This window comes from Streptococcus thermophilus (genome assembly GCF_010120595.1).
GTDB classification, from domain to species: Bacteria; Bacillota; Bacilli; order Lactobacillales; family Streptococcaceae; genus Streptococcus; species Streptococcus thermophilus.
The window spans coordinates 1,302,150-1,325,923 of record NZ_CP038020.1 but is presented as its reverse complement, the minus strand read 5'-3'; the positions used below and the strand labels follow the sequence as shown (position 1 = coordinate 1,325,923).

Genomic DNA, 23,774 nt, shown 5'->3' with positions numbered 1-23,774 from the left:
CTTTTTTTTATTATTTCATTTCGACAGTTTCAATTGGGTTTGAAAACTCAAAAGTTCCATCTTTAATAGCCGATTCTTTTTTCTCCAAGCTAATGATTTTGACTTGAACTTTTTCAATATTTTGGGTGGCGGTCTCAATAGATCTATTCTTAGTTTCGATGTTACTTTCAATAGTTGCAACATCTTTTTGATTAGATTCTAAGTCATCACCAGAGAGATATTCTGCCTCTTTGAGTAAACCATTTTTCCGAGACTCATCATCCTCAATAGAGGTTTTCAATTGCTCTATTGAGTTATTTAATTTCTCAATCTGTCCTTCCTGAAAATCCTTTTCTTCTATGATTTCTGATAAAGCAAATTCTTCACGAGAAACACTTTTAATTATCTCTTTTTTCAATTTACTATTTTGAGTTGTCACATAAAATTGAACAACATTATCATCGTCATCATCTTCTTGCTTAACAGTTTTTTCCTGCTCATCTGAAGGAGTAGAAACATCAATATCAATATCGCTTGTAGCAACTGTCTTATTAGTAATCTCAATCGCATAAGCACCAAAATTTTCTGGAACATTTCGGATAATAACAGAGATTTTATTATCTACAATTGGTACGATTTCCATAATAGTATCAGCTGTCTTATTCTGTGCGTATAGATTCCATTTAAGACGTTTAGTATCAATACCTCGATCAACTGGAGAGGTAGAATCTTTAGTTTCAAATTGAAGAACAATAATGCCTGTTTCAGGAGAATAACTTTGACTAGATAGTCTAATTTCTCCTGTGCCATTCTCAAATGTCCTCTTTGTTTTGAGCTGTTCATCAGTGTAAGTCTGTCTTTGTGGGGAGTAAATTGCCCCCAGCAATAAACTTATCCAAGCTGTAAATAATACTGAGAAAACAACTAATTTTCGTTTAATCACATTGTCTTGAAACCATTTTTTAGTAACAACAAGTGGTTTAACAATTGCACTAGATTTTATTTTTTCAATCCAGTACTTAATCATATCTATCATATGTGATATGTCCTTTCTGATTTGAGTTAATAAATGTTAAAATATAGGTAATAAAAGCAATTCTGGAGGCGATTAGTATGAAACATGATCACGCTTATTCTAAACATTTTAGAGATGATATTTCACCTGAAAAAGCATATGATTATTTCCACAATCATCCACTTGATACAGACGAATTTAGATGCGCTAAAGAATGTTCAGTTCCTGTAACATTAGTCAATGTGAGAAACACTCCTGATAAATGGAAAGTTCCTCCTTACTTTAAATATCGTAGTGGATTTGACGATAAACATTCCAACTTATGTCCAAATGTTTCTAAGATAACTAAAGTCTCAAAACAACTTTCCAAACACCGTGCGATACAAACTTACCAACCAACGGAAGAAATCATCATTGAATTATCCATGAGTAACCCCACATCTTATGAAGAGGTTGGGACTCTTCAATTGAACTCTTCATCTGGAAAAAACAGAAAGTCATATCAAGCTAATTCTGATTTTCCAACAGTTAAGCAGCGCCGTACACATCTTTCAAAACTATCATCAACTGTTAATCGGTTCCACTCTCACCCAGATGATGATGTCAATTTTAATGGTACAGTGGCACCATTAAATACCTTTTTTCAAGAACTGCGATATGGACACTATAAATTATCGTTAGATCCGAAAATTTATCACGGTAAAGCCTTCGCTAAAAAAATTAGCAAAAATGGAAAAGAGTTGTTATTGTTAGAGTTTGATCAAAAATGTCAACTTGAGAATGCTTATTTTGAAAAACCAGCTGTTTTTATTGATATAAGTACTCTGAACAATACTTCTCAACAACATCGAAAACTACTGAGATATTGTCAATCTGGTGAAGCATTTCATCTTTATTTTTGGGGAAGTTTTTTTGTAACTTCACATTCAAAAATACGAATGAACAAAATAGATAAGTCTGATTTCACCTTATTAAATAGCCTTTACTTCGAGGACTGGTCCGAATAATAAGCATCTCTTAGTTTCGAAAAATACTTTTCCCAAATCTCATAGTCATCATTAAAACAAAACCGCTTATGGTATTTTGTTCCTAATGAAATCATGATAAAGTCATCTACTGACATACCTAAATAACCTTCTAGCTCCTCAGCTACTGATACTAATGAATCTGCATGGACAATCCATGCTTTCTCCTTATTCAAAACGAGGAAACTTTTCTCCTCACCAGGTGTCAAAAAATCATCTGGATAGTCTTTCCCGATAATTTCTGTCACTTTATAAGGTGACGTTTCTCCTAAATTTACAAAAATCTTAGAGTCTAATTCATAGAGTTCCATCTTTCAATCCTCCTAAATACAATTCATCTTTTCTGGAGCGAGCTCCAGCGTTAGCCATAAGGCTTCACTCTCTGAAATATGAGTTAGCTTTCCACCTTCATCATTGAAACGCAGCAAGGTAAAAATACCATCAGGAAGTTTGCCTAAGACAACCATTCCTTCAGTTGTTTTCGCACGCCACAATTCATTATCAAATTGAAAAGCCGTTTCTGCCCACTTACTGAGCTTCATTTTTTGAGTCATCTAGTGCCTCCTCAATGGTCTTCTCGTCAGCTGTAATCTTCCCCTGCTTATCCTTAGCAGCATAGTGATAGAGTTGAGATTTACCCTCTCTCAAAGTGATTAAAGTCGCTGCTTTTTCTACCTGATATTTCTTCACCAAAACTTGACCATCTGCTGATTCCACATCGATATAAAACGTTGGATAGTCACTCTTCTCAACCGCTTCAATGACAGCCCTTTTCCCCTTTTCACAATAAGGGCAGCCATGTCTATAAAAGACTAAGTTAGCATTCTGATTGATCACAGCATCCACATAAACTTGTTCCGTAAGGTGTCTATCATAGTCTTTGACAACGTACCTAGTCCAAACTGTCTGTACACCAATAACTGTGCAAAATAGCAAACTGACTGCTGCTATTGTTCCAAAAATCATTTTAGCCCATTCAAATCTATTAGCCACTATCCTTCACCTCCTTGCATAAAATCGAATAAGTCTCCTTGAACATAGTTCACTTTGGCCAAGCGCTTGATCTCTGATTTTAAGTTATCAAAAACAGTCATCATTGTACTAAATTGTAACGGATCGAACTGTTCATACAGAGAAACAAGTGGCAGCATAGGAAAATGGTCTTTCTTTTCACTTTTAAGAAATTCTAAAACCTGTTTTTCTCCCTCAATAACAGCATCTACTCTAATCAACGCAGGTATGCTTGTAATAGCATCTCCATTTTGATAAAAGGTCAAAGCAATGTCTCCAGCTTTCACTACCTCAAACTCAGGAAAATCATCTGTAATCTTAAAATAATAAGCTAATGGTTCCTGACCTAAACCAGTAAGATAATAGCCACGTAACACCTTGATATTATCCATTTTCTTCCTCCTCGTTATCCATTTCTTAACAAACTCTATGAACTTTAAACGGTGCCTGGTAATAATTGGGATAGTGAATAACTTTCTTAGTCTTCTGAACTGGTAAAGGAATATGATAATGCACCTGCATGTACTGACAAGCTAATCCTCTACTCTCAAAGACTAATAAATTTCCCTTGTTGTCATAGAGATAATCTCCATCTTCAAAACTAAAAATAACGTATCCCATCTATTCTTCTCCCTTTCTAGTTTGATCTACAATTGCCCTATAATCATTTTCAAATTCCATATCATAACCTTCTGCATATCTAATCTGATGACTACTGATAAGCCATCCTAACAGAAATAATGCCAAACAGAATATAGATATAACTAAACTAACTACAATAATCCACGTCCACATAAAATTCTCCTATCAATTATTTAACTACAGTTTCATATTAGTTTTTACCCCTTCTCAAACCTGCTCTCATTATCATAGATATAAATGTAATGGCAGTTTGCGGGTTTTATCAATTATCCAATGTCAGCCTCAAATAGAGATAGTTGTCTTGCTTGTTTAAGCCCATTTTTAACCCCTTCTATCACCCTTTTGGTGAGTCCTATACTCTCTTCAAAGAAAGTAGCAATGTTTGCAAAATAAGCCTCCTGACGCTCTTTTTTCACCTGAATAAGGGAAAGAACAATAGCTTTAACAGAAGCTAATCTAATCCCACCACCACGGCCAGCTTTAACCGCAAAGAAAATCTTACGATCAGTTTTAAGAGCCTTCAGAACTTTATCTAATGAACGTTCAGGGATATTTAACTCTTCCCTAATAGCTTTTTTAGTCGTCTGAACAAAAGGATCCTCAGACTGATAAAAACCTTCTAAATAAGCCATAATATCAGCTTTCCACTCATGTAGGTGGCTATGCTTACGATCTGCACGTTTCTTTTTGAATTTATACCAGCGTTGCTTGATAAACAAATCCGAAGCTTTCAGATTATCATTAACCCACGCTTTACATAATAATTTGATGTAATCTCGACTAGCAGCTTCATATTTACCTGAGTAAGCTGAACCGATAACTTTCAGGAACTCGGCTTCAGAGAGCGGTTCGGCTAAGTGTTCATTGAAATCAGCTAAAACAGCCTCACAATCGCTCTGAGAGACACCTGAAGAGAAGTTTGCCAACGCCAAAGTAAAGAGTACGTTGTTTCTTCCCATCAATGCTTTAGCACCTCTAATATTAGCTTCTCTCAGTAGCAAACCATACCAGGGTTCATCTACCTGTTTAACGCCTTCAGAACCTGAAATAACCGTTAAATTAGGTTTCTTACTTGGAAACGGTAGATTAGACTGTTTCATAGACCAATCTAGCCATTCCTGGAATGAATAAGTATAGTCAGCATGAAAGAACTCTACATTGTTCGTTCGTGGCATACGTGCAATACCAAAGTGGTTACACGTCATATCAACTGGCAATGTTTGACCAAAATAGTTACGTAAATTTTGAGAGATTGCCTTGGCCACTTTTACTACTTTGAACTGTGAATGAGTTGTCACATATGCTGCTTTATCCAGTACAAAATAAGCTTGATAACCCTTGTCAGATTTTAAAATCAACGTAGGCATGAAGCCTAAATCAATGGCAGCTGTTAAAATATCTCCAGAAGTCATCTTTTCAGCTGAAGATGTGATGTCAAAATCAATATAGAATGTATTAATTTGTCTCAAATTATCTTCAGAGTGTCCACGTGTAATTTGACGTTTGGAATCGCTGTAACTACCAAAACGGTAAACATTTGGTGTCCAGTGAGTGAATCTATCCTCATTCTCAAAAATAGATTCCATCGATGTCAAAACAACACCGCGTGCTTTTATCATTTTTTCTTTTGTACGATATCCAAAGATTGCTCCTCGATTTCCTTCTTCAACTGAAGAAACTGGTTTTAAGTGACTATTCTTAAATTTATAGTTTCTTAGACCATCTTTGAGAATCAAGCTGTAAATGTTAGTTAAGTTCATCTGTTTCCTTACTATTAACGATTTTATAAGCTAATTTTCCCTTGAATTCAGTTAGTTCTAGACCTAGCATTACAGCCCTGTCTTTATATTGACCAAATTCATCTACGAGAATCCCTCCATCGGTAATTGGAAGCCTTCTATGAAGCTCTCTCATCTGTTTAGATTTGGTGTCCATTTAATAATTCCTCTGACAGCAACTTTGTTTCCTTTGACTGTTCAAGACCAGAAAGATACGCCTCATAATCAACGTCAAATGCCATTTTAAGGCTTCTACTTTTTAGGTCTCCCATACGCTGTTGCTGTTCTTCTAAAACCTCTTCAGGAACCTGTACCATTAGAGCATACTCTTCTGACGACTGAACCTGATCCCTGAAGCGATGATCAAGACCTTCTAAGAAACCTAATAGATAAGATTTCTTATAGTCTTTCCACCTTGACTTTGTAACAGTAGGCAAGAGCCGTTTTAATCGATATTTAAGATATAAAATCGCTCCTTCATATACTCTAGTGCAAAGTTCAGTATCAGACTGATAGCCAAAGAAAATCACCTCAGTAATGCCTTCATCCATCTTCCGTCTTCTGATTGTTTGGCATCGGAAATTTTTTCCTAGAATTGCAGCTAATTCCTCCTGCCACCAGGGCAATCTATATTCCCATGTCCCTACTGCCTCACCTATATTATTATTGGTTTTAGTAGCCGTTACATCACTCATCGACAACTTATGTTTAAACATGAGCTTCTGAGCCATTAGAAGGGCTGTCTGTCCTTCTTCATCATTAGGTGCATCGTAGGCCAATTCCAAAAGATTTTGGATCTTTTGAACAATTTTATTTTCCATATCAATCCTCTTCACGATATTTTCGTGGCAAATGTCTAGCATAGTGATCAGAATCATTCACCGCTGCATTATGAAAAATCATATTATTGGCAATGATTTCTTGCCATTTTGGAATCTCTTCATGGTAGATACGATCTAGACCGTAAAATTTTTTTGCAATAAAACGAACAGCTCCGATATGATCTCCTAAGTTAACAACACACAAAACATCATGTTCCATGTCATACACCCAATGTTCTCTGGGATCACTCAGTGTTTCCTCAGCAAATTCTCTATCTCTTTCTAGCCAGTCATGCCCTGGTCGATAGTAAACTTTCATCTGATAAGGTTCATCGTTCCATCCATGGAAACAGTGGCTACATAGTGTTCTATTCTTATCAATCCACCAGCAAGCACCGTGTTCTTCATCAATACAAGGCGTAACCCAATTACAAGCACAACGTCTGCAAATCCCTGTTTCCAGTTCCTCATCATCAGGTATCAACTGCTTTAGTTCAATCGGAAAACCAGTTTCTACCCAGTCTTCAACCAGTTGATCAATGTCTTCTTGTGATATCATTAACTTCTCCTTTAGTTAATTTTCATACTTCTGGGAAGAGTCGTATTCGGCATGCTGTAACCATCCTGTAAGTCTCTCTTCAAATAAAATTCAGGGCTTATTGTTGTAACATAGTCACTTCTTTTCCAATTACTTCGTAAGCGTGTATTAAATAGTGAAATCCTAGCTTCAATCTCTTTGAACCTGAATCCAAGCTTTAGATAAGTTGTAACAATCTCATTAACATGCTCTTTAGATTCTTTATTCCTAACTCTGTTGTGAACACCTTGTTCCTGATCTTCCAATATCAAGCTTTTCTGATACTGAATATACAGCGCTCTCATCTGTTCGATTTTGTTCTGCCAGTTTAGATTGTAAGGTTTACCTGAATATTTGTTTTTCAAATTCCTAACAGGTTCACAGAACTTCATCTGAATAGAATCGAACTCTCCTAGATCACTCAGAGGATCAATAAAACCTAATGGTTCACTATTGATTAATTGATCATAAAACTCATTCCTAACCATTATGTCCTCCTAGCTATGTTATCCATTAACTAAACTATTCAAGATGTATTAAGTAAGTTCATTTCTTCAAAAAGATCCAACTGATAAACTTTAACAATATCACTACGACTATCAAAGACTAATTCTTTTTCTTCCTCAGTTGATTCTGAACTCACTTCTTGATCGTGATCAATGACTTCATAGACTTCTAAAGTCTCAATATCCATCACTATTTCCAATCCCTTCATGGTAAGACTCCCTTCTTTATGAAATTTTAAGCGAACAAAAAGGAGAACAGATTTCTCCGTTCTCCTCATAAATACAGGATTATTTTCTATTTCTAAAAACTCTTACCACTTACTTAGGATTCATAAATTATTTAAAAAATGTGTTACCTTATCCGAACATTAAGTTATTTCTTACATTAGTAAAACTATCACTAGATATATCACTAAAATACTTACTACAAACCCAAAAAACAGTAGGCCTATGATCGCCTTTTTTCTTTATTTTTATTCGTTAGATGCTCCTTACTCTTATTATCAAACTGATTTTTGTTTATAGTTACACATTATTTAAAAAAGCTACCCCAATTTAAGTAGCTAATGATGAAGGTGTGGTGCTTTCGCTAAACCACCCATGAGCTAAGTATATCACTTTAATTCGAAATTACAATATCAACCAAAAAAATAGAAACCAATTTTGGCTTCTATTCCACAACAGATACTGTAATCTCATAAAATTAAGTATAGCACCTTGTTAAGCTCAATACTGATTATTAGTGATGTTATCCTTAAATCTTAGAGTCACTATTGTATAATTTAGACAAAGGACAAAAACATGAAAAAACGCTACTCAAAAAAATTTAAAGAAACACTTATCACCTTCTATCATTCTGGTCAATCCGTCACCCAGCTGTCTAAAGAATACGACGTGGCCCCTGCAACAATTTATAAATGGATAGACCTCTACTCTAAATCTAATGAAAGCTCCGTCTCTAAAGCTGATTTTCTAGAATTAAAAAGACAACTGGCTAAAGTGGTTCTGTTGCAAAGTTTTCCATTAGTGTAAAATTGAGAAAAAAGACGGTAGTGTAAAATAAGTTGTGTAAACACAAAAAGGAATAAATCCGTTATAGTAGAGTTGCAAAACATTACTAGAAAGAGATTTATTCCTATGACTCAGTTTACCACAGAACTACTTAACTTCCTAGCCCAAAAGCAAGATATTGATGAATTTTTCCGTACTTCTCTTGAAACAGCTATGAATGATCTGCTTCAAGCAGAGTTATCAGCCTTTTTAGGGGATGAACCTTACGATAAATTAGGCTATAATTCTGGGAATAGTCGTAACGGAAGCTATGCACGGAAATTCGAAACCAAATATGGGACTGTTCAGTTGAGTATTCCTAGAGATCGTAATGGGAACTTTAGTCCAGCTTTGCTTCCCGCTTATGGACGTCGAGATGACCACTTGGAAGAGATGGTTATCAAACTCTATCAAACCGGTGTAACGACTCGAGAAATTAGTGATATCATCGAGCGAATGTATGGTCATCACTATAGTCCTGCCACAATTTCTAATATCTCAAAAGCAACTCAGGAGAATGTCGCTACTTTTCATGAGCGAAGCTTAGAAGCCAATTACTCTGTTTTATTTCTTGACGGAACCTATCTTCCCTTAAGACGTGGAACCGTTAGTAAAGAATGTATTCATATCGCACTTGGCATTACACCAGAAGGACAGAAGGCTGTTCTTGGATATGAAATCGCCCCAAATGAAAACAATGCTTCTTGGTCCACCCTGTTAGACAAGCTTCAAAACCAAGGAATCCAACAGGTTTCTCTTGTAGTGACCGATGGCTTCAAGGGGCTTGAACAGATTATCAATCAGGCTTACCCATTAGCTAAACAACAACGTTGCTTAATTCATATTAGTCGAAATCTAGCTAGTAAAGTGAAACGAGCAGATAGAGCGGTTATTCTGGAGCAATTTAAAACGATTTATCGTGCTGAAAATTTAGAAATGGCAGTGCAAGCTTTAGAGAACTTTATCGCCGAATGGAAACCAAAGTATAGGAAAGTCATGGAAAGTCTGGAGAATACGGATAATCTTTTAACTTTTTATCAGTTTCCCTACCAGATTTAGCATAGCATTTATTCGACAAACCTCATTGAGTCTCTTAACAAAGAAATCAAACGTCAAACGAAAAAGAAGGTCCTTTTTCCTAACGAGGAGGCTCTGGAACGTTATTTAGTTACCCTGTTTGAAGATTATAATTTCAAGCAAAATCAACGCATCCATAAAGGGTTTGGCCAGTGTGCTGACACACTTGAAAGCTTATTTGATTAACATTCTTCAACTCTACTTGAGTGTTTACACATAATTATTGACAGTATCCTTGAATACTCAAGCTGCTAATAAATTAATAAATGAAAAAGTTTTTAATAACGTAACCAAAAAAGGAGATAAGTTTAAATTTAAGACAGTAGAAAACTTATCATCCGAGCCAGCTTTGTGGACAGGAAAGGAAGATAAAACAATAACTGATGATAAAGGACAGTCAGTGAAACCTAAAAGTACAAAATATATTGTTCTAGGAGAATACAGTGCCACTTCTAAGATATTGATTCTTAATGATGAAGATTATCAAAAATTTGATGCAAAAGCTAAATTTGTAAGTGTAATAAAAGAAAAACGAGATGCTGATAAAGTGCTTAAAAGATACACTACGAGTGGTTCAATTCCCTCACAGATTTTCCCTTACAAATAATAAAAACGACTAAAAATAACTCTTATAAAATGTTACTGGAAATTTTTCTAGTGACATTTTTATTTTTTAATAAATTAAAGATGATTATATAAGTTATAAAGTTAGTCAAGCGAATAAGCCAGCTTGACTAACTATTTATGTTATAATATAAGTATGGTAATCAAAAGAATGCATTCATTATGAAAGGGAGAGAAATTATGACTAGTAATAAACTAAAATCATTGGGACAATTAATATTATTTATTATAGGAATTGAGCTAATTGGTGGCCTATCTGGCCTCTTGGCGGGTGATATTAAGAGAATTTATAATAATCTTAAACTCCCACTCCTAGCACCACCAGACTATCTTTTTGGAATTGTTTGGCCTGTATTATATGCTTTTATCGCCATTTCCGCCTATTTGATTTTTTATAAGCTGAAAACTCGAAGGAGTGAGGGCCAAAATGCTTTATTCTATTTTGGAATACAACTTATCTTAAACTTTATTTGGAGTATTATTTTTTTCAAAGGCTATTTTTGGTTAGGAGTTATAATTATTCTCTTACTAGATTTTATTGTTTATCTCTGCATCATTAAATTTTCAAAAATTAATAAGTGGTCTTCATTCCTTCTAATTCCTTATTTCATTTGGATTATTTTCGCAACATATTTGAGTGTATCAGTTGCTATCTTGAACTAAATAATTTGAGGAGAATCTGATGGTTTGGGCAGTAAATAGTGATTATATAATAGAAAAAGATTGATATTTATGAGTATGCACATCTGTAAAACAGAAAGCTAAAGATTGGAGAAAAATAATGAATTTTATTAAACCCTTTATTATAATTGGAGTGATTTTTTAATATTAGATATTTACTGGTTTTTTGCAGATGATAAATTGTAAAATATAGTGCAACAAAAAACTCATAGCCTTTCATTGGTGTAAACTGTAAGTAACCACACAAACAGAACCCGAGGAAAAACTATGAGCTACTCCCATCTTACCATAACCGACCGAATAAAGATAGAAACATACTTAGATTAGGTTTGAAACCTTGCCAAATTACAAGTAAACTTGGCGTCCATAAGTCTACCATTTCAAGAGAATTAAGACGATGCCAAAATGGTTATTCCGAAGCCTTAGCACTGGAACAGTACGACCACAGGTCTAAACAAAAACGTCGGAAGCCTTGTTTGACACCAGAGTCTCAAAAGGAAATTGAGGACGGTTTAAAATCCTCCTGGTCACCTGAACAGATTTGTAGCCGCTATCAGCTTGAACAAAAGCCAATGGTAGCTTTTAAAACCATCTATAACTGGCTCTACGCTGGTTTGATTGATCTGGATTTAAGCGGTCCTGCGTAATTGTGACCGATAAAGCACTTTCTCTTGGCTTCGCCTTTAGAAAGTTACAGAGTGTGGGTTTATATACTAAGACAGAGCACCGAACTGTGAAGTATCTTAACAATTTAATAGAACAAGACCATCGACCTATTAAACGACGAAATAAATTTTATCAAAGTCTCCGTACAGCCTCTTCCACGATTAAGGGCAGGAAGACCCTTCGAGGAATATATAAAAAGAACCGAAGAAATGGAACGCTCTTCGGCTTTTTTGTGTCTACTGAAATCAAGGTATTAATGGGGATAACAGCCTAAGATATTAGGAGTTCAGAGAGGGCGCGTTTGATTTTCAAACTTTGCAACAGAACCAACCATTGAATACCAGTTGTTTCTGATGATTTGTTAGGACGCATTTGCAAGAGAGCTATTTGACTAGTACGGTTAATACCGATTGGACGGAATTGGCGTTGACTTACCGCATCTCCTTGAGGTCCATAAGGATCATAAGGCGTATCTTGGTAATGAAGACTCAAGACGTATTTAACATCTTCAACTGTAATTTTGCGGTATGGTTTTTGGCACCATGGAATAAAGAATGATTTTGGATCATAGTCTTTTTCTGGGTTCAAAAATTTCTACATTGCCCGAGCACGTGGTGTATTATAATGACGATCCTTATCTCGTTGGCTACCAAAAGCATAACGTGGATTAAAGTGTTCATTAGAATAAGTCAAATCCAAGTGATGTTTATTAATGAAGTCTCTAATGTCTGGTGAGGCAAGATAGTCGTCTGGATTTTCAAACTCATAGTGCTCGATACCAAGTTGGTTTGGAATAGTAACATAGGCATTGTCTGGAACACGTCTTGCAATCCAATTGTGACCACCAATTGTTTCCAACCAAAAACTTTCTTCAGTGTCTGAAAAAGAAATACCATTTGACTCGTAAGTTCCGTAAGTTTCAAGGAATTCTCCCAAACGAAGGACACCTTCACGCGCCGTCTCGATATACGGCAAGACCAAAGTCAACATATCCTCTTCTCCAAAACCATCTGTAACAAGAGGATCCGCACCGAGAACACGCGCATTGGTCGTGTTTGTTTCTGTTGCACTCATGGCAACATTAGCTGAGTTAATACCAGCTTCACCCCAAATACCATTTTTACAAAGTGCATCCGGAACAGAAGTATAACGTAGAGGATTATCTGGTAAATCAATTGAAAATTTGCTAAGCACAGACTGGTAATGACGCGGTTAGTCTTCAGGGATTACGACGAGAACTTCTTTGGGCGTAAAAATGCCAGATTGAGAATCCTCAGTACGTGCCATCATGGTAGAGCCATCATATGAAGCTTTCTTACCTACTAAAATCGTTGTACAAGCCATAAAAGCTTCATTTCTACTTACAAATCGTCTGCTATCTTATTTATTTTTCTGAGACGATGGTTGACACCACTCTTGGTTAGAGGAGGTTCTATACTATCTGCGATTTGCTGGATAGAATAATCTGGATTGGCAATACGGAGTTGGGCAATTTGGCGCAGCTCCACCGGTAAAATCTCCAAGCCAACCGTATCCATAATCTTGATAATATTATTAATTGTTTTCATACTAGCACTAATCGTTCTAGCAATATTCGCTGTCTCAGCATTATTAGCACGATTGAGGTCATTTCTGGTCTCCCTCATGATTTTGACCTCTTCAAAAATCTCCTTAGAGGTCATAGCACCAATAATAATGAGAAAATCCATAATATCTTCTGCTTTTTGAAGATAAGTCACAAATCCATTTTTATGTTGTAAAACCTTGGCATCAAGCATAAATTTTTTCATAAGAGAGGCTAAATCTTCTGCGTGGTCCTGATAAACAGAGAAAATTTCCAATTGGTAACGTCCTTTTTCAGGATCACGTACCGTTCCAGTTGCCAAAAAAGCACCTCGTAAATAGGACCTTCCAGCATCGTCATCTTCCATTATTGTCGTTTCAATGCCTGTTTCAAAGCCAAAGAAAGAATCGGCTAATTGTAAATCAGACAAAATATCATTGACATTCTCAGCAACAAAGACAGTGTAAACACGATTTTTCTTGAGATTAGTCTTGTTATAATGCCTCAATTCAGGATTGCAACGGTAGCGATTTTCTATCAACTGGTAGATATGACGAGCAATTTTTGCATTCTCTGTCGAAATCGAGAGAGTCAGTCCTTGATTCGTTAAACCAACGGAACCAGACATCTTAATTAATGCTGACAATTCCGCTATATCTTTACTCGAGGCTGCAATTATCTCTTCTTTAACCTTAATCGTGAAACTCATGACTTCTTCCTCACTAGATGCATAAGCTCTTCCGCTACCAAATCGCCATGGTGGAAGGCACCACCGTTCTCAAGTCGCAGAAAATTAGAAGAAACAATTGTTTTTGCTTCACGACGTAAGCCCTCAAAATCATGCTCAACCTGAACAAGGTATTCATCAAATTCATTACTAGCCATGTATTCCTGAGGAACCTTCTTGACGTTAACCAAAACATTATCGATAACATCAGAGCCAAGATGACGATTGAGAACGGCCACATGGTCAGCATCTGAGAAGTGCTCCGTTTCTCCGTACTGAGTCATAATATTACAAATGTAAGTAACATCAGCCTTAGTCTCTATAAGCGCCTGACGAATCTCTGGTATAACCAGATTTGGCAAAATTGATGTATAAAGTGAGCCAGGTCCTAGTACAATCATATCACTATTCATAATGGCATCAACAACCTTACGACTAGCCTTCGGCACATCTTCATTGTAGGCGTTAGTCACATAGACACGCTCAATCATACCATCATATTGGGAAATGCTACTCTCACCTGCCACCTCATGTCCATCTTGAAAAACGGCATGAAGGGTTAGAGCAGTCTCGCTGGCAGGATAAATCTTACCTGTAACATGGAAAAACTTCGTTAAAAGCTGCATAGCATTATAGGTAGACCCTTGCATTTCTGAGATTCCAGCGATAATCAGATTTCCAAGTGGGTGACCAGCTAAAGCTCCATCAGTTTGATCAAAACGATATTGGAAAACGCGTTCATAAAGTTTAGGCATATCACTCATAGCAACCAAAACATTACGCAAATCCCCTGGAGGAGTTAGTTTCATGATATTACGCAAATTTCCTGAAGAACCGCCATCATCAGCCACAGTTACAACAGCGGTGATATCAACATCTTTATGACGCAAACTACGAAGAATAACTGGAATACCAGTTCCCCCACCTATTACTGTAATTCTTGGTTTTTTCATGAACGATTCACCGTCTCCTTACGTCTATCCTTATCACGATGTGTTTCATTTACCGTCCAATCATTTTTCAAATCTTGAGCTAGACGATGCGCAAAAGCTACACTACGGTGTTGACCACCTGTACATCCAACAGCAATGGTAAGAACAGATTTACCTTCTTTTTGATAGCCTGGAAGAATTGGTTTAATGAGATGACTTAAATTCTTGTAAAAATCCTCTGATTCCTTATGAGTCATAACAAAATCATAAACTTCTTTGTCCAAGCCAGTGAGGTTACGAAGAGTAGGATCATAATATGGATTTGGCAAGAAACGTACATCAAATACCAAATCTGCATCCAATGGCAATCCATATTTAAATCCAAAACTCAAAACTTCAATACGGAAAGAAGATTGGTCTTGCTTAGATGAAAATTGTTCAGAAATTGCCTTACGAAGCTGACGTGGAGTTAGTTTAGTTGTATCCACCACGTTTTGACTCAAACTCTTAAGTGGCGATAAAAGTTCACGCTCTAGCTTAATTCCATCCAAAACACGTCCATCTGCCGCTAGTGGATGACTACGACGCGTCTCTTTATAACGTGAAACTAATTCACCATCAGTAGCATCTAAGAAAAGAATTTTGAAATTGAGTTCCTCATTGCTTTCCAACTGATCTAGAATATCGTTAATTTCGTCAAAGAAAACACGACTACGCATGTCTACAACAAGAGCAATCTTATCTGTCTCTTCACTGTGTTTCAACAACTCAATAACCTTTGGCACCAATGAAGGTGGAATATTATCAATAGTAAAATAACCAATGTCCTCAAACGATTGAATTGCTACAGTCTTACCTGCACCACTCATCCCTGTAACAACAACTAAATTAATTATCTTTGTCTTCATGAGTACCCCTTTCTAGCCTCATTACTTTCAAAATACGAATATCATCTGATATCTTCTCAACTTGTTGACTAACTGCCATTAGCATTTCTGTCTGCAATTTTTGAATAGTAAGCAAATCTGATTGGTCTTGTTGCACCAAGTGATCAATCTTTTCATGTAAAAGTCGGATTTCTTCCTTTGATTGTTTATCGACGTGATAGTCATTTCGTGCTTGCAATCGATCATAATCCGATGCTCGATTCTGACTCATCATAATCAGAGGTGCCTGAACTGCAGCCAGTGTAGATAAGACGAGATTCAACAGAATAAATGGGTACTTGTCAAAGGCAATACCAAAGGGTTGGACGACATTCAGCCCCATCCAAATCCCCATAAAAGCAATGAATGACAAGATAAAAATCCAAGATCCACCAAATCTGGCCACTTCATCCGCCACCTTTTGGCCAAAAGTAATTTGACTATCCAATTGTTCCTGGACATCCTTATCTTCGTATAGCAAACCCTTGGTCACATCATGAACTGTTTCACGCACATGCTTATTTTTCTCATTAGCATTTGCGATAACCTCGTCGAGAAAAACTAACCTATAATCTAAAAGACTGATATTACTTATAAAGTCATTCCCTTTTAAATCAGGGTAGTCTTTTCTTAGAAGGACCTGTAAACGACTATTAAGTCGTTCAAAATAAGAACCATCTGTCTCGTCGAACCAATCTTTAGAGATATAATCTTGAACTCTTTTTACCTTCATAGTTTCGCCTTCTTTCTAGGCTTTATTATACCACATTGAAGACTCAAACGTTCAATCAATAAAGTAAAAGAATCCAAGACTAATCTCGTGCTCCTCCTATATTGGGACAATATTTAAAATCTTATTATTGGTATTTTAATGTCCAGTAGTATGTAGCATCACCAGCGACAACGCAAGCAACTGCTGCTTGGGTAACATCTGGACTCATGAGAAGGTCATAAATACCACTGAACCATCAGATTCACGACGATAAACAATACCATCACTGTTATATCTTTGTGAAATATTTTCGGCATGTAGAAGAGTTGTGCTATTGTAAAAACCATCAGACCATGTAAGTTCTGGCAAACCTGCTGCTTTACGTTGTGCATTAATTTCGTTAAATACAGCCATCGCTGAATCAAAGTCAACATAGTCAGAATTTCCAGTTGGTTCTACATGGTAAATAAATTTAACATATCTAAATTCAACATCACTATATCATTTGTCGTCAACACCGCTCTTGAGATTAGTTATAATAAATAGTCACGTGCCCAAGCAATTCCCTTAAAAGCGTTAAAGTTGAATCGGCTGTTGAAGCTGTTTCTGAGGTTGTTTGAGCTTCAGAATCCGTGCTTAAATCTTTAAAAGTACCCACTTACCATTTGAATAAGAGTAATAATCGACATTATCTTTCAAATAATAGTGAATATCATTTTCATAACGGTAGTGAGGAGCGTTTTTTCAAAATCTCATAACCAATCATTAGTGTATTGTTAGAACATCATTATTGTTATTATAGTTGTCACCACGAACCCAGCGACCGTTATAGTTCACATAGTAGCTACTTCACTTAAGATGTGGTACAAGTATATCGATATGTACTTGATTCGTTATAATTGTTATAACCATAATCATAGTTATAGTTCGGATAGTAACGATACTGTCAATAATTATGTGTAAACACTCAAGTAGAGTTGAAGAATGTTAATCAAATAAGCTTTCAAGTGTGTCAGCACATTGGCCAAACCCTTTATGGATGCGTTGATTTTGCTTGAAATTATAATCTTCAAACAGGGTAACTGAATAACGTTCCAGAGCCTCCTCGTTAGGAAAAAGGACCTTCTTTTTCGTTTGACGTTTGATTTCTTTGTTAAGAGACTCACTGAGGTTTGTCGAATAAATACTATGCCAAATCTGGTAGGGAAACTGATAAAAAGTTAAAAGATTATCCGTATTCTCCAGACTTTCCATGACTTTCCTATACTTTGGTTTCCATTCAGCGATAAAGTTCTCTAAAGCTTGCACTGCCATTTCTAAATTTTCAGCACGATAAATCGTTTTAAATTGCTCCAGAATAACCGCTCTATCTGCTCGTTTCACTTTACTAGCTAGATTTCGACTAATATGAATTAAGCAACGTTGTTGTTTAGCTAATGGGTAAGCCTGATTGATAATCTGTTCAAGCCCCTTGAAGCCATCGGTCACTACAAGAGAAACCTGTTGGATTCCTTGGTTTTGAAGCTTGTCTAACAGGGTGGACCAAGAAGCATTGTTTTCATTTGGGGCGATTTCATATCCAAGAACAGCCTTCTGTCCTTCTGGTGTAATGCCAAGTGCGATATGAATACATTCTTTACTAACGGTTCCACGTCTTAAGGGGAGATAGGTTCCGTCAAGAAATAAAACAGAGTAATTGGCTTCTAAGCTTCGCTCATGAAAAGTAGCGACATTCTCCTGAGTTGCTTTTGAGATATTAGAAATTGTGGCAGGACTATAGTGATGACCATACATTCGCTCGATGATATCACTAATTTCTCGAGTCGTTACACCGGTTTGATAGAGTTTGATAACCATCTCTTCCAAGTGGTCATCTCGACGTCCATAAGCGGGAAGCAAAGCTGGACTAAAGTTCCCATTACGATCTCTAGGAATACTCAACTGAACAGTCCCATATTTGGTTTCGAATTTCCGTGCATAGCTTCCGTTACGACTATTCCCAGAATTATAGCCTAATTTCTCGTAAGGTTCATATCCTAAAAAGGCTGATAACTCTGCTTGAAGCAGATCATTCATAGCTGTTTCAAGAGAAGTACGGAAAAATTCATCAATATCTTGCTTTTGGGCTAGGAAGTTTAGTAGTTCTGTGGTAAACTGAGTCATAGGAATAAATCTCTTTCTAGTAATGTTTTGCAACTCTACTATAACGGATTTATTCCTTTTTGTGTTTACACAACTTATTTTACACTACCTCTAATAACAAATACATTGATATTTCAAACAGTATAACAAACGGAACAGTTCCATGGCAATTATTTGGTTACGACTATAAAAATCAAGACTTGGCTAGGGTAATTGATCTTTCAAAAGAACTGTTTATTTCTAAAGTGGGAAAATGGGAGACATACTCATACTTGATTCTTTCAATAAATATTTAGAAACACTTCCAAGGGATAGAAACTATCCTTCAACACCATTTGACAAACTTCCAAAAAATAGCCTCAGTTGAAGCAACTGTGACTAAAAACCAAAAATTTGTCCCTCTTTCTACTATAGTAAAGGATTGTTTAGGCTATCATCCAAATTGTACAGCAGAACAAATTCCATTGATGCCAAGAAAACTGTCCCTCGCAGTAGTGCTCCAAATGTTTTTTAAATCATTTTGTGAATTTCGTTAATGAAAAACTCTAAAATTTTACTGACAGAAAACTAGTCAGTAAATTAACTCACAAAAAAAGCCGTCAGTTTACTGACAGCTTTTTTATTATCCTTTAGATTTTACAATTGCAAGTAAAATTGCACCTGTTACGAACAGAACAATTCCAATTCCAACATAAACCAATTCTTTTTTGGTTTTCTTTTCACCAAGGAAGAGAATTCCTCCAATAATTGAAATGATAACACCTAATTGTGAGAATGAAAAGGCAATTGCGTTACCAGCAGCGCTTGCAGCCATAAGCATAAAGATATTACCTACACCAAACATTACTCCATCAATCATATTTAGATAAACATATTTTTCCATTTTAATTTTGAAACGACCCATCACAAGTGCTCCAAAGATCATTCCAACTGACATTGGCAAGATAATTGTCAGTGTATCAAAATGAACATTGAACCAAAGTACTGCTAAGTTATTAAAAAGAATAACATAGAGAACATATCCCAAAGTTGAGTAAGTTAAAGCAATCAATCCTTTAGTATAATTACGTCCTTCTTCAACAACTGCATTTTCTGGGTCACGTTTAGCTGAGAAATAGAACCCAACTACCAAAACAGCCATCGCAATAAATCCGATAATAAATTGAATTTGTTTTGTCCATTCGTGGAAAGCAAAAACCCCAAGCAATACACCAAATACTAATTGACTTCCTGCTGAAAGTGGACTCGCTACTGAAACACCCATGTATTTCATTGAATTAAACTGACCAAATTGTCCAATTGCCCAAAACAATCCACCAATAAATCCAATTAAGAAAATTTGCCATGTCAACGTTGGCATGCGGAATAAGGAAACAATAAGTGCAACAACAAAAGCGCCCAAAGTCATTCCCAGTGTTTGTTGATTAGGATCACCACCAAATTTATTAGCTACCAATCCGACAGCACCCCAAGCAAAAATTGGAACAAGCGCGAAAAGAACTCCTTGCATGTTTATATTTACCTCTTTAAAATAATTTTTTACCTAAAAAATTAAGCATACCTCTATATTACTCTTATTTCGGGAAAAAACAAGAGATAAAAAAATACACAAGAACCATAACTGTGGTTCTACGTCAACTGGTGTTGAATAATAAATTTATCATTTGAGGCGGTTCTCCATTTGGGGAGCCGTCTTTGTCATGTTATGGCGTGATTTGGTAGATTCGTTTGAAGAAGTTCAGCTGATTCTTGAAGCAAAAACAGGATCGTTTGAATGACTTGATGAGGAGGTTAATCCCTTCGATTGGACCGTTGGAATAAGGGCTGGTGACAGCGGCGAGAACAGCGACTTTGTGTCGCTTAAGCGTCGCGATCGTCATGTCCATTGCCGTACCGTTTGACTCGTAAGTAGCTAACAGGTTTGCCAGTTACGCGGGATGTTTATTCACCATCTAAGCATCATGAAGCGATAAGTAGGTTTCGTAGGTTTGTTTGAGCTTGGGCTCAGTATCAAGTGCGATATCGATGACCCTCGATTTCGTGAATATGGCATTGCGCCAAAAACTAAATCGGAAGATTCTTTCTTGTCGCATTGTTTGTACCATACCAAAGAGAGTGGCCGCGTGGCCATTACCCTCCCACACGGTGTCTTGTTTAGAGGCGCTGCGGAAGGACGGATTCGAAAAGCTTTGATTGATAAACATCAAATTGAATCGGTAATTGGTTTTCCAGATAAACTCTTTTTGAACACAGGCATTCCCGTTTGTGTCTTAATTCTTAAAAAGAATCGAGCAAACTCAGATATTCTTTTTGTGGACGCAAGTCAAGGCTTTGAAAAGATGAAGAATCAAAAGCAATTACGCCCAGAAGATATTTACAAGATCACTGAAACAGTCATTCATCGCAAGGCGGTTGATAAATATAGCCACTTAGCAACGCTTGAGGAAGTCATTGAGAATGATTACAACTTAAATATTCCGCGTTATATGGATACCTTTGAAGAGGAAGAACCGATTTGACTTAGTGGATATTCAAGGTCAAATAGATGAAGTAGACGCAGAGATTGCGAAAGCTAATCAAACCTTAGCAAACCACTTTAAGGAACTGGGAGTGTCGAAATGAAGGAAAAAGTACAGGCTCCAGAATTAAGATTTGATGGTTTTACGGATGATTGGGAACAGCGTAAGTTTGCTGATTTTATTGATGTTAAGTCTGGAAAAGACTACAAACATCTGAATGCGGGATCAATACCTGTCTATGGAACTGGTGGATATATGCTAAGTGTAGATAGAGCGCTATCAGATATAGATGCCATTGGGTTCGGAAGGAAAGGGACAATTGATAAGCCTTATTTATTAAAAGCGCCTTTTTGGACTGTCGATACCTTGTTTTATGCTGTTCCTAAACAAAATATTGACCTTCAATTTTCACTATCTATTTTTTAAAAAAAAATTGGAAAAAATTTGATGAATCTACTGGTGTACCTAGTTTATCGAAAACTGTAATTAATAGTGTGGGTGCTTTTGTTCCCAGTTATGAAGAACAACAAAAAATAGGTTCATTCTTCAAACAGTTAGATGATACTATCGCTCTCCATCAACGTAAGTTAGATTTGTTGAAAGAACAGAAAAAGGCTTTTTACAAAAGATGTTTGTTTAGGGTCTATAATTAGATAATAACCCCTAAGAAATCAAATAAGCTTTCAAGTGTGTCAGCACATTGGCCAAATCCTTTATGGATGCGTTGATTTTGCTTGAAATTATAATCTTCAAACAGGGTAACTAAATAACGTTCCAGAGCCTCCTCGTTAGGAAAAAGAACCTTCTTTTTCGTTTGACGTTTGATTTCTTAGTTAAGAGACTCAATGAGGTTTGTCGAATAAATGCTATGCCAAATCTGGTAGGGAAACTGATAAAAAGTTAAAAGATTATCCGTATTCTCCAGACTTTCCATGACTTTCCTATACTTTGGTTTCCATTCAGCGATAAAGTTCTCTAAAGCTTGCACTGCCATTTCTAAATTTTCAGCACGATAAATCGTTTTAAATTGCTCCAGAATAACCGCTCTATCTGCTCGTTTCACTTTACTAGCTAGATTTCGACTAATATGAATTAAGCAACGTTGTTGTTTAGCTAATGGGTAAGCCTGATTGATAATCTCTTCAAGCCCCTTGAAGCCATCGGTCACTACAAGAGAAACCTGTTGGATTCCTTGGTTTTGAAGCTTGTCTAACAGGGTGGACCAAGAAGCATTGTTTTCATTTGGGGCGATTTCATATCCAAGAACAGCCTTCTGTCCTTCTGGTGTAATGCCAAGTGCGATATGAATACATTCTTTACTAACGGTTCCACGTCTTAAGGGAAGATAGGTTCCGTCAAGAAATAAAACAGAGTAATTGGCTTCTAAGCTTCGCTCATGAAAAGTAGCGACATTCTCCTGAGTTGCTTTTGAGATATTAGAAATTGTGGCAGGACTATAGTGATGACCATACATTCGCTCGATGATATCACTAATTTCTCGAGTCGTTACACGGGTTTGATAGAGTTTGATAACCATCTCTTCCAAGTGGTCATCTCGACGTCCATAAGCGGGAAGCAAAGCTGGACTAAAGTTCCCATTACGATCTCTAGGAATACTCAACTGAACAGTCCCATATTTGGTTTCGAATTTCCGTGCATAGCTTCCGTTACGACTATTCCCAGAATTATAGCCTAATTTATCGTAAGGTTCATACCCTAAAAAGGCTGATAACTCTGCTTGAAGCAGATCATTCATAGCTGTTTCAAGAGAAGTACGGAAAAATTCATCAATATCTTGCTTTTGGGCTAGGAAGTTAAGTAGTTCTGTGGTAAACTGAGTCATAGGAATAAATCTCTTTCTAGTAATGTTTTGCAACTCTACTATAACGGATTTATTCCTTTTTTGTGTTTACACAACTTATTTTACACTACCATAGTAACCTTTATATCCATAGTAGTTATACCCTGAATAATATTTATTATACTATGGATTATAAGTATAGTTTTAAGAATATCCACGACCATAATAACTATAAGCCTTACAAGCAATCGCTTATAATTTGATTTACAACTTTATTGTAAGAAATAAAACTTCTATTATCAAACTATTTTGACGATAGAAGTTTCTAATATCTAACCAATATAATGTTAAAAGGGTCTTTACTTTCGGTACCACCTAATCTATTTTTTGACAAGAAAAAAGTCCATTATTCTCATAAGGACTTTCATCATTAGATTAACGATTATCAATGTTTTCAGGATATAGATCATGATTAAAAAGACGTTGCTCGGCCATATTTTCATATTTTGTTTTTGGACGACCATAGTTGTAATAGGGGTCAATTGAAATACCACCACGAGGAGTAAATTTACCCCAAACCTCAAGGTAACGAGGGTTCAAAAGCTCCACTAAATCTTTACCAATGGTATTAATACAGTTTTCGTGAAAATCACCATGGTTACGATAGCTAAAGAGATAAAGCTTTAGAGATTTAGACTCCACACAAAGCTGGTCTGGAATATAAGAGATATAGATGCTAGCGAAATCTGGTTGCCCAGTAATAGGACAAAGTGACGTAAATTCTGGACAGTTAAATTTGATAAAATAATCATTATCAGCATGACGATTATCAAAAGATTCCAAAACTTGTGGAGAGTATTCAAAAATATAAGGTGTCTCATTACTCCCAAGGAGAGTGAGATTTTTCATTTCTTCTTGTTGTGACATTTTTTCTTCCTTTATTATTAATTATTATTAATTTGTTGGACCATAATATGGTCAATTTACACTTTAATATTC

The 23,774-nt window shown here is 36.2% G+C and carries 26 protein-coding genes and 8 pseudogenes; 10 read left to right on the top strand and 24 right to left on the bottom strand.

The window, feature by feature from the left end; translation table 11 throughout:
- Positions 1-10 precede the first annotated feature (10 nt).
- Positions 11-1,015 (bottom strand): coiled-coil domain-containing protein, encoded by a 1,005-nt coding sequence (locus E3C75_RS07055; protein WP_111679559.1) that lies wholly within the window; start codon positions 1,013-1,015, stop codon positions 11-13.
- 77 nt (positions 1,016-1,092) lie between these two features.
- Here E3C75_RS07055 and E3C75_RS07050 point away from each other — a divergent pair, with 77 nt between their 5' ends.
- A complete protein-coding gene (locus E3C75_RS07050) occupies positions 1,093-2,001 on the top strand; it encodes a hypothetical protein (RefSeq protein ID WP_111679558.1) in 909 nt (302 codons plus the stop codon).
- Here E3C75_RS07050 and E3C75_RS07045 read toward each other — a convergent pair.
- From E3C75_RS07045 to E3C75_RS06995, 12 genes are all read right to left on the bottom strand, one after another.
- Positions 1,977-2,330 (bottom strand): hypothetical protein, encoded by a 354-nt coding sequence (locus E3C75_RS07045; RefSeq protein WP_111679557.1) that lies wholly within the window; start codon positions 2,328-2,330, stop codon positions 1,977-1,979. The genes E3C75_RS07050 and E3C75_RS07045 overlap by 25 nt on opposite strands.
- A 12-nt stretch (positions 2,331-2,342) precedes the next feature.
- Positions 2,343-2,573 carry a hypothetical protein gene (locus E3C75_RS07040; protein ID WP_111679556.1) on the bottom strand — a complete coding sequence of 77 codons (231 nt, stop codon included), beginning with the start codon at positions 2,571-2,573 and terminating at the stop codon, positions 2,343-2,345.
- Entirely contained in the window at positions 2,548-3,012 is a 465-nt protein-coding gene (locus E3C75_RS07035; RefSeq protein ID WP_111679555.1) for a thioredoxin, read from the bottom strand. The genes E3C75_RS07040 and E3C75_RS07035 overlap by 26 nt, the downstream gene beginning before the upstream one ends.
- Positions 3,012-3,422: a hypothetical protein gene (locus tag E3C75_RS07030; RefSeq protein ID WP_003045896.1), complete on the bottom strand. Its 411-nt coding sequence runs from the start codon at positions 3,420-3,422 to the stop codon at positions 3,012-3,014. Before E3C75_RS07030 ends, E3C75_RS07035 begins: the two co-directional genes overlap by 1 nt.
- A 25-nt stretch (positions 3,423-3,447) precedes the next feature.
- Positions 3,448-3,651, bottom strand: coding sequence for a hypothetical protein (locus E3C75_RS07025; protein WP_003045893.1), 204 nt, complete (start codon positions 3,649-3,651; stop codon positions 3,448-3,450).
- Positions 3,652-3,825 carry a hypothetical protein gene (locus E3C75_RS11160; RefSeq protein WP_003045891.1) on the bottom strand — a complete coding sequence of 58 codons (174 nt, stop codon included), beginning with the start codon at positions 3,823-3,825 and terminating at the stop codon, positions 3,652-3,654. It abuts the gene before it with no gap.
- Between the two features lie 113 nt (positions 3,826-3,938).
- The gene (locus E3C75_RS07020; RefSeq protein WP_111679554.1) at positions 3,939-5,432 is read right to left on the bottom strand and encodes a primase C-terminal domain-containing protein; all 1,494 of its coding nucleotides are present in this window, start codon (positions 5,430-5,432) and stop codon (positions 3,939-3,941) included.
- Positions 5,419-5,607 carry a hypothetical protein gene (locus E3C75_RS07015; protein WP_111679553.1) on the bottom strand — a complete coding sequence of 63 codons (189 nt, stop codon included), beginning with the start codon at positions 5,605-5,607 and terminating at the stop codon, positions 5,419-5,421. The genes E3C75_RS07020 and E3C75_RS07015 overlap by 14 nt, the downstream gene beginning before the upstream one ends.
- Positions 5,591-6,271 carry a DUF2786 domain-containing protein gene (locus tag E3C75_RS07010; protein WP_111679552.1) on the bottom strand — a complete coding sequence of 227 codons (681 nt, stop codon included), beginning with the start codon at positions 6,269-6,271 and terminating at the stop codon, positions 5,591-5,593. The genes E3C75_RS07015 and E3C75_RS07010 overlap by 17 nt, the downstream gene beginning before the upstream one ends.
- A 1-nt stretch (position 6,272) precedes the next feature.
- Entirely contained in the window at positions 6,273-6,830 is a 558-nt protein-coding gene (locus E3C75_RS11660) for a hypothetical protein (RefSeq protein ID WP_223899618.1), read from the bottom strand.
- Positions 6,831-6,841: 11 nt separating this feature from the next.
- Entirely contained in the window at positions 6,842-7,336 is a 495-nt protein-coding gene (locus tag E3C75_RS07000) for a modification methylase Sau96I (RefSeq protein WP_111679551.1), read from the bottom strand.
- Positions 7,337-7,374: 38 nt separating this feature from the next.
- Positions 7,375-7,563, bottom strand: coding sequence for a hypothetical protein (locus E3C75_RS06995; protein WP_017650067.1), 189 nt, complete (start codon positions 7,561-7,563; stop codon positions 7,375-7,377).
- Between the two features lie 592 nt (positions 7,564-8,155).
- Here E3C75_RS06995 and E3C75_RS06990 point away from each other — a divergent pair.
- The 6 genes and pseudogenes from E3C75_RS06990 to E3C75_RS06965 form a co-directional block, all read left to right on the top strand.
- Positions 8,156-8,356: pseudogene (locus tag E3C75_RS06990) on the top strand (transposase); the annotation flags it as partial.
- 135 nt (positions 8,357-8,491) lie between these two features.
- Positions 8,492-9,667, top strand: a pseudogene (locus E3C75_RS06985) (IS256-like element IS1191 family transposase).
- Positions 9,668-9,716: 49 nt separating this feature from the next.
- Entirely contained in the window at positions 9,717-10,088 is a 372-nt protein-coding gene (locus E3C75_RS06980; RefSeq protein WP_180481963.1) for a lipoprotein BA_5634 family protein, read from the top strand.
- A gap of 197 nt (positions 10,089-10,285) precedes the next feature.
- Positions 10,286-10,768, top strand: a complete 483-nt coding sequence (locus tag E3C75_RS06975) for a TspO/MBR family protein (protein ID WP_084829214.1) — start codon at positions 10,286-10,288, stop codon at positions 10,766-10,768.
- Between the two features lie 285 nt (positions 10,769-11,053).
- Positions 11,054-11,421 (top strand): annotated as a pseudogene (locus E3C75_RS06970) (transposase); the annotation flags it as partial.
- A gap of 8 nt (positions 11,422-11,429) precedes the next feature.
- Positions 11,430-11,726: pseudogene (locus E3C75_RS06965) on the top strand (DDE-type integrase/transposase/recombinase); the annotation flags it as partial.
- Between the two features lie 53 nt (positions 11,727-11,779).
- On the opposite strand, the pseudogene E3C75_RS11655 reads toward E3C75_RS06965, so the two are convergent.
- From E3C75_RS11655 to E3C75_RS06905, 9 genes and pseudogenes are all read right to left on the bottom strand, one after another.
- A pseudogene (locus tag E3C75_RS11655) lies at positions 11,780-12,796 on the bottom strand (C69 family dipeptidase); the annotation flags it as partial.
- Positions 12,797-12,813: 17 nt separating this feature from the next.
- Positions 12,814-13,725: a DNA-binding protein WhiA gene (gene whiA / locus E3C75_RS06945; RefSeq protein WP_084830579.1), complete on the bottom strand. Its 912-nt coding sequence runs from the start codon at positions 13,723-13,725 to the stop codon at positions 12,814-12,816.
- Complete coding sequence (locus E3C75_RS06940) at positions 13,722-14,696, bottom strand: YvcK family protein (RefSeq protein ID WP_014621467.1); 975 nt, start codon at positions 14,694-14,696, stop codon at positions 13,722-13,724. The genes whiA and E3C75_RS06940 overlap by 4 nt, the downstream gene beginning before the upstream one ends.
- A complete protein-coding gene (gene rapZ / locus E3C75_RS06935; RefSeq protein ID WP_084829555.1) occupies positions 14,693-15,583 on the bottom strand; it encodes an RNase adapter RapZ in 891 nt (296 codons plus the stop codon). The genes E3C75_RS06940 and rapZ overlap by 4 nt, the downstream gene beginning before the upstream one ends.
- Positions 15,564-16,334 (bottom strand): DUF1003 domain-containing protein, encoded by a 771-nt coding sequence (locus tag E3C75_RS06930; protein ID WP_111679550.1) that lies wholly within the window; start codon positions 16,332-16,334, stop codon positions 15,564-15,566. The genes rapZ and E3C75_RS06930 overlap by 20 nt, the downstream gene beginning before the upstream one ends.
- 204 nt (positions 16,335-16,538) lie before the next feature.
- Entirely contained in the window at positions 16,539-16,727 is a 189-nt protein-coding gene (locus tag E3C75_RS06925; RefSeq protein ID WP_084830577.1) for a spore germination YkwD domain-containing protein, read from the bottom strand.
- A 573-nt stretch (positions 16,728-17,300) separates the two neighbouring features.
- Positions 17,301-18,476, bottom strand: a complete 1,176-nt coding sequence (locus E3C75_RS06920) for an IS256-like element IS1191 family transposase (protein WP_111679549.1) — start codon at positions 18,474-18,476, stop codon at positions 17,301-17,303.
- Between the two features lie 601 nt (positions 18,477-19,077).
- Complete coding sequence (locus E3C75_RS06910) at positions 19,078-19,965, bottom strand: GRP family sugar transporter (RefSeq protein WP_100284754.1); 888 nt, start codon at positions 19,963-19,965, stop codon at positions 19,078-19,080.
- Positions 19,966-20,158: 193 nt separating this feature from the next.
- Positions 20,159-20,488 (bottom strand): annotated as a pseudogene (locus E3C75_RS06905) (transposase); the annotation flags it as partial.
- On the opposite strand from E3C75_RS06905, the pseudogene E3C75_RS06900 reads away from it, so the two are divergent.
- From E3C75_RS06900 to E3C75_RS12275, 3 genes and pseudogenes are all read left to right on the top strand, one after another.
- Positions 20,480-21,077, top strand: a pseudogene (locus tag E3C75_RS06900) (N-6 DNA methylase); the annotation flags it as partial. The pseudogenes E3C75_RS06905 and E3C75_RS06900 overlap by 9 nt on opposite strands.
- The gene (locus tag E3C75_RS12280; protein WP_084828759.1) at positions 21,074-21,400 is read left to right on the top strand and encodes a restriction endonuclease subunit S domain-containing protein; all 327 of its coding nucleotides are present in this window, start codon (positions 21,074-21,076) and stop codon (positions 21,398-21,400) included. The pseudogene E3C75_RS06900 and the gene E3C75_RS12280, both read left to right, overlap by 4 nt.
- Positions 21,379-21,627 carry a restriction endonuclease subunit S gene (locus tag E3C75_RS12275; protein ID WP_226024088.1) on the top strand — a complete coding sequence of 83 codons (249 nt, stop codon included), beginning with the start codon at positions 21,379-21,381 and terminating at the stop codon, positions 21,625-21,627. Before E3C75_RS12280 ends, E3C75_RS12275 begins: the two co-directional genes overlap by 22 nt.
- Here the strand turns inward: E3C75_RS12275 and E3C75_RS06890 are convergent.
- Together E3C75_RS06890 and queF are read right to left on the bottom strand one after the other, a co-directional pair.
- Positions 21,624-22,817 (bottom strand): annotated as a pseudogene (locus E3C75_RS06890) (IS256-like element IS1191 family transposase). The gene E3C75_RS12275 and the pseudogene E3C75_RS06890 overlap by 4 nt on opposite strands.
- Positions 22,818-23,210: 393 nt before the next feature.
- Positions 23,211-23,702 carry a preQ(1) synthase gene (queF, locus tag E3C75_RS06885; protein WP_014608215.1) on the bottom strand — a complete coding sequence of 164 codons (492 nt, stop codon included), beginning with the start codon at positions 23,700-23,702 and terminating at the stop codon, positions 23,211-23,213.
- Positions 23,703-23,774: the final 72 nt, after the last annotated feature.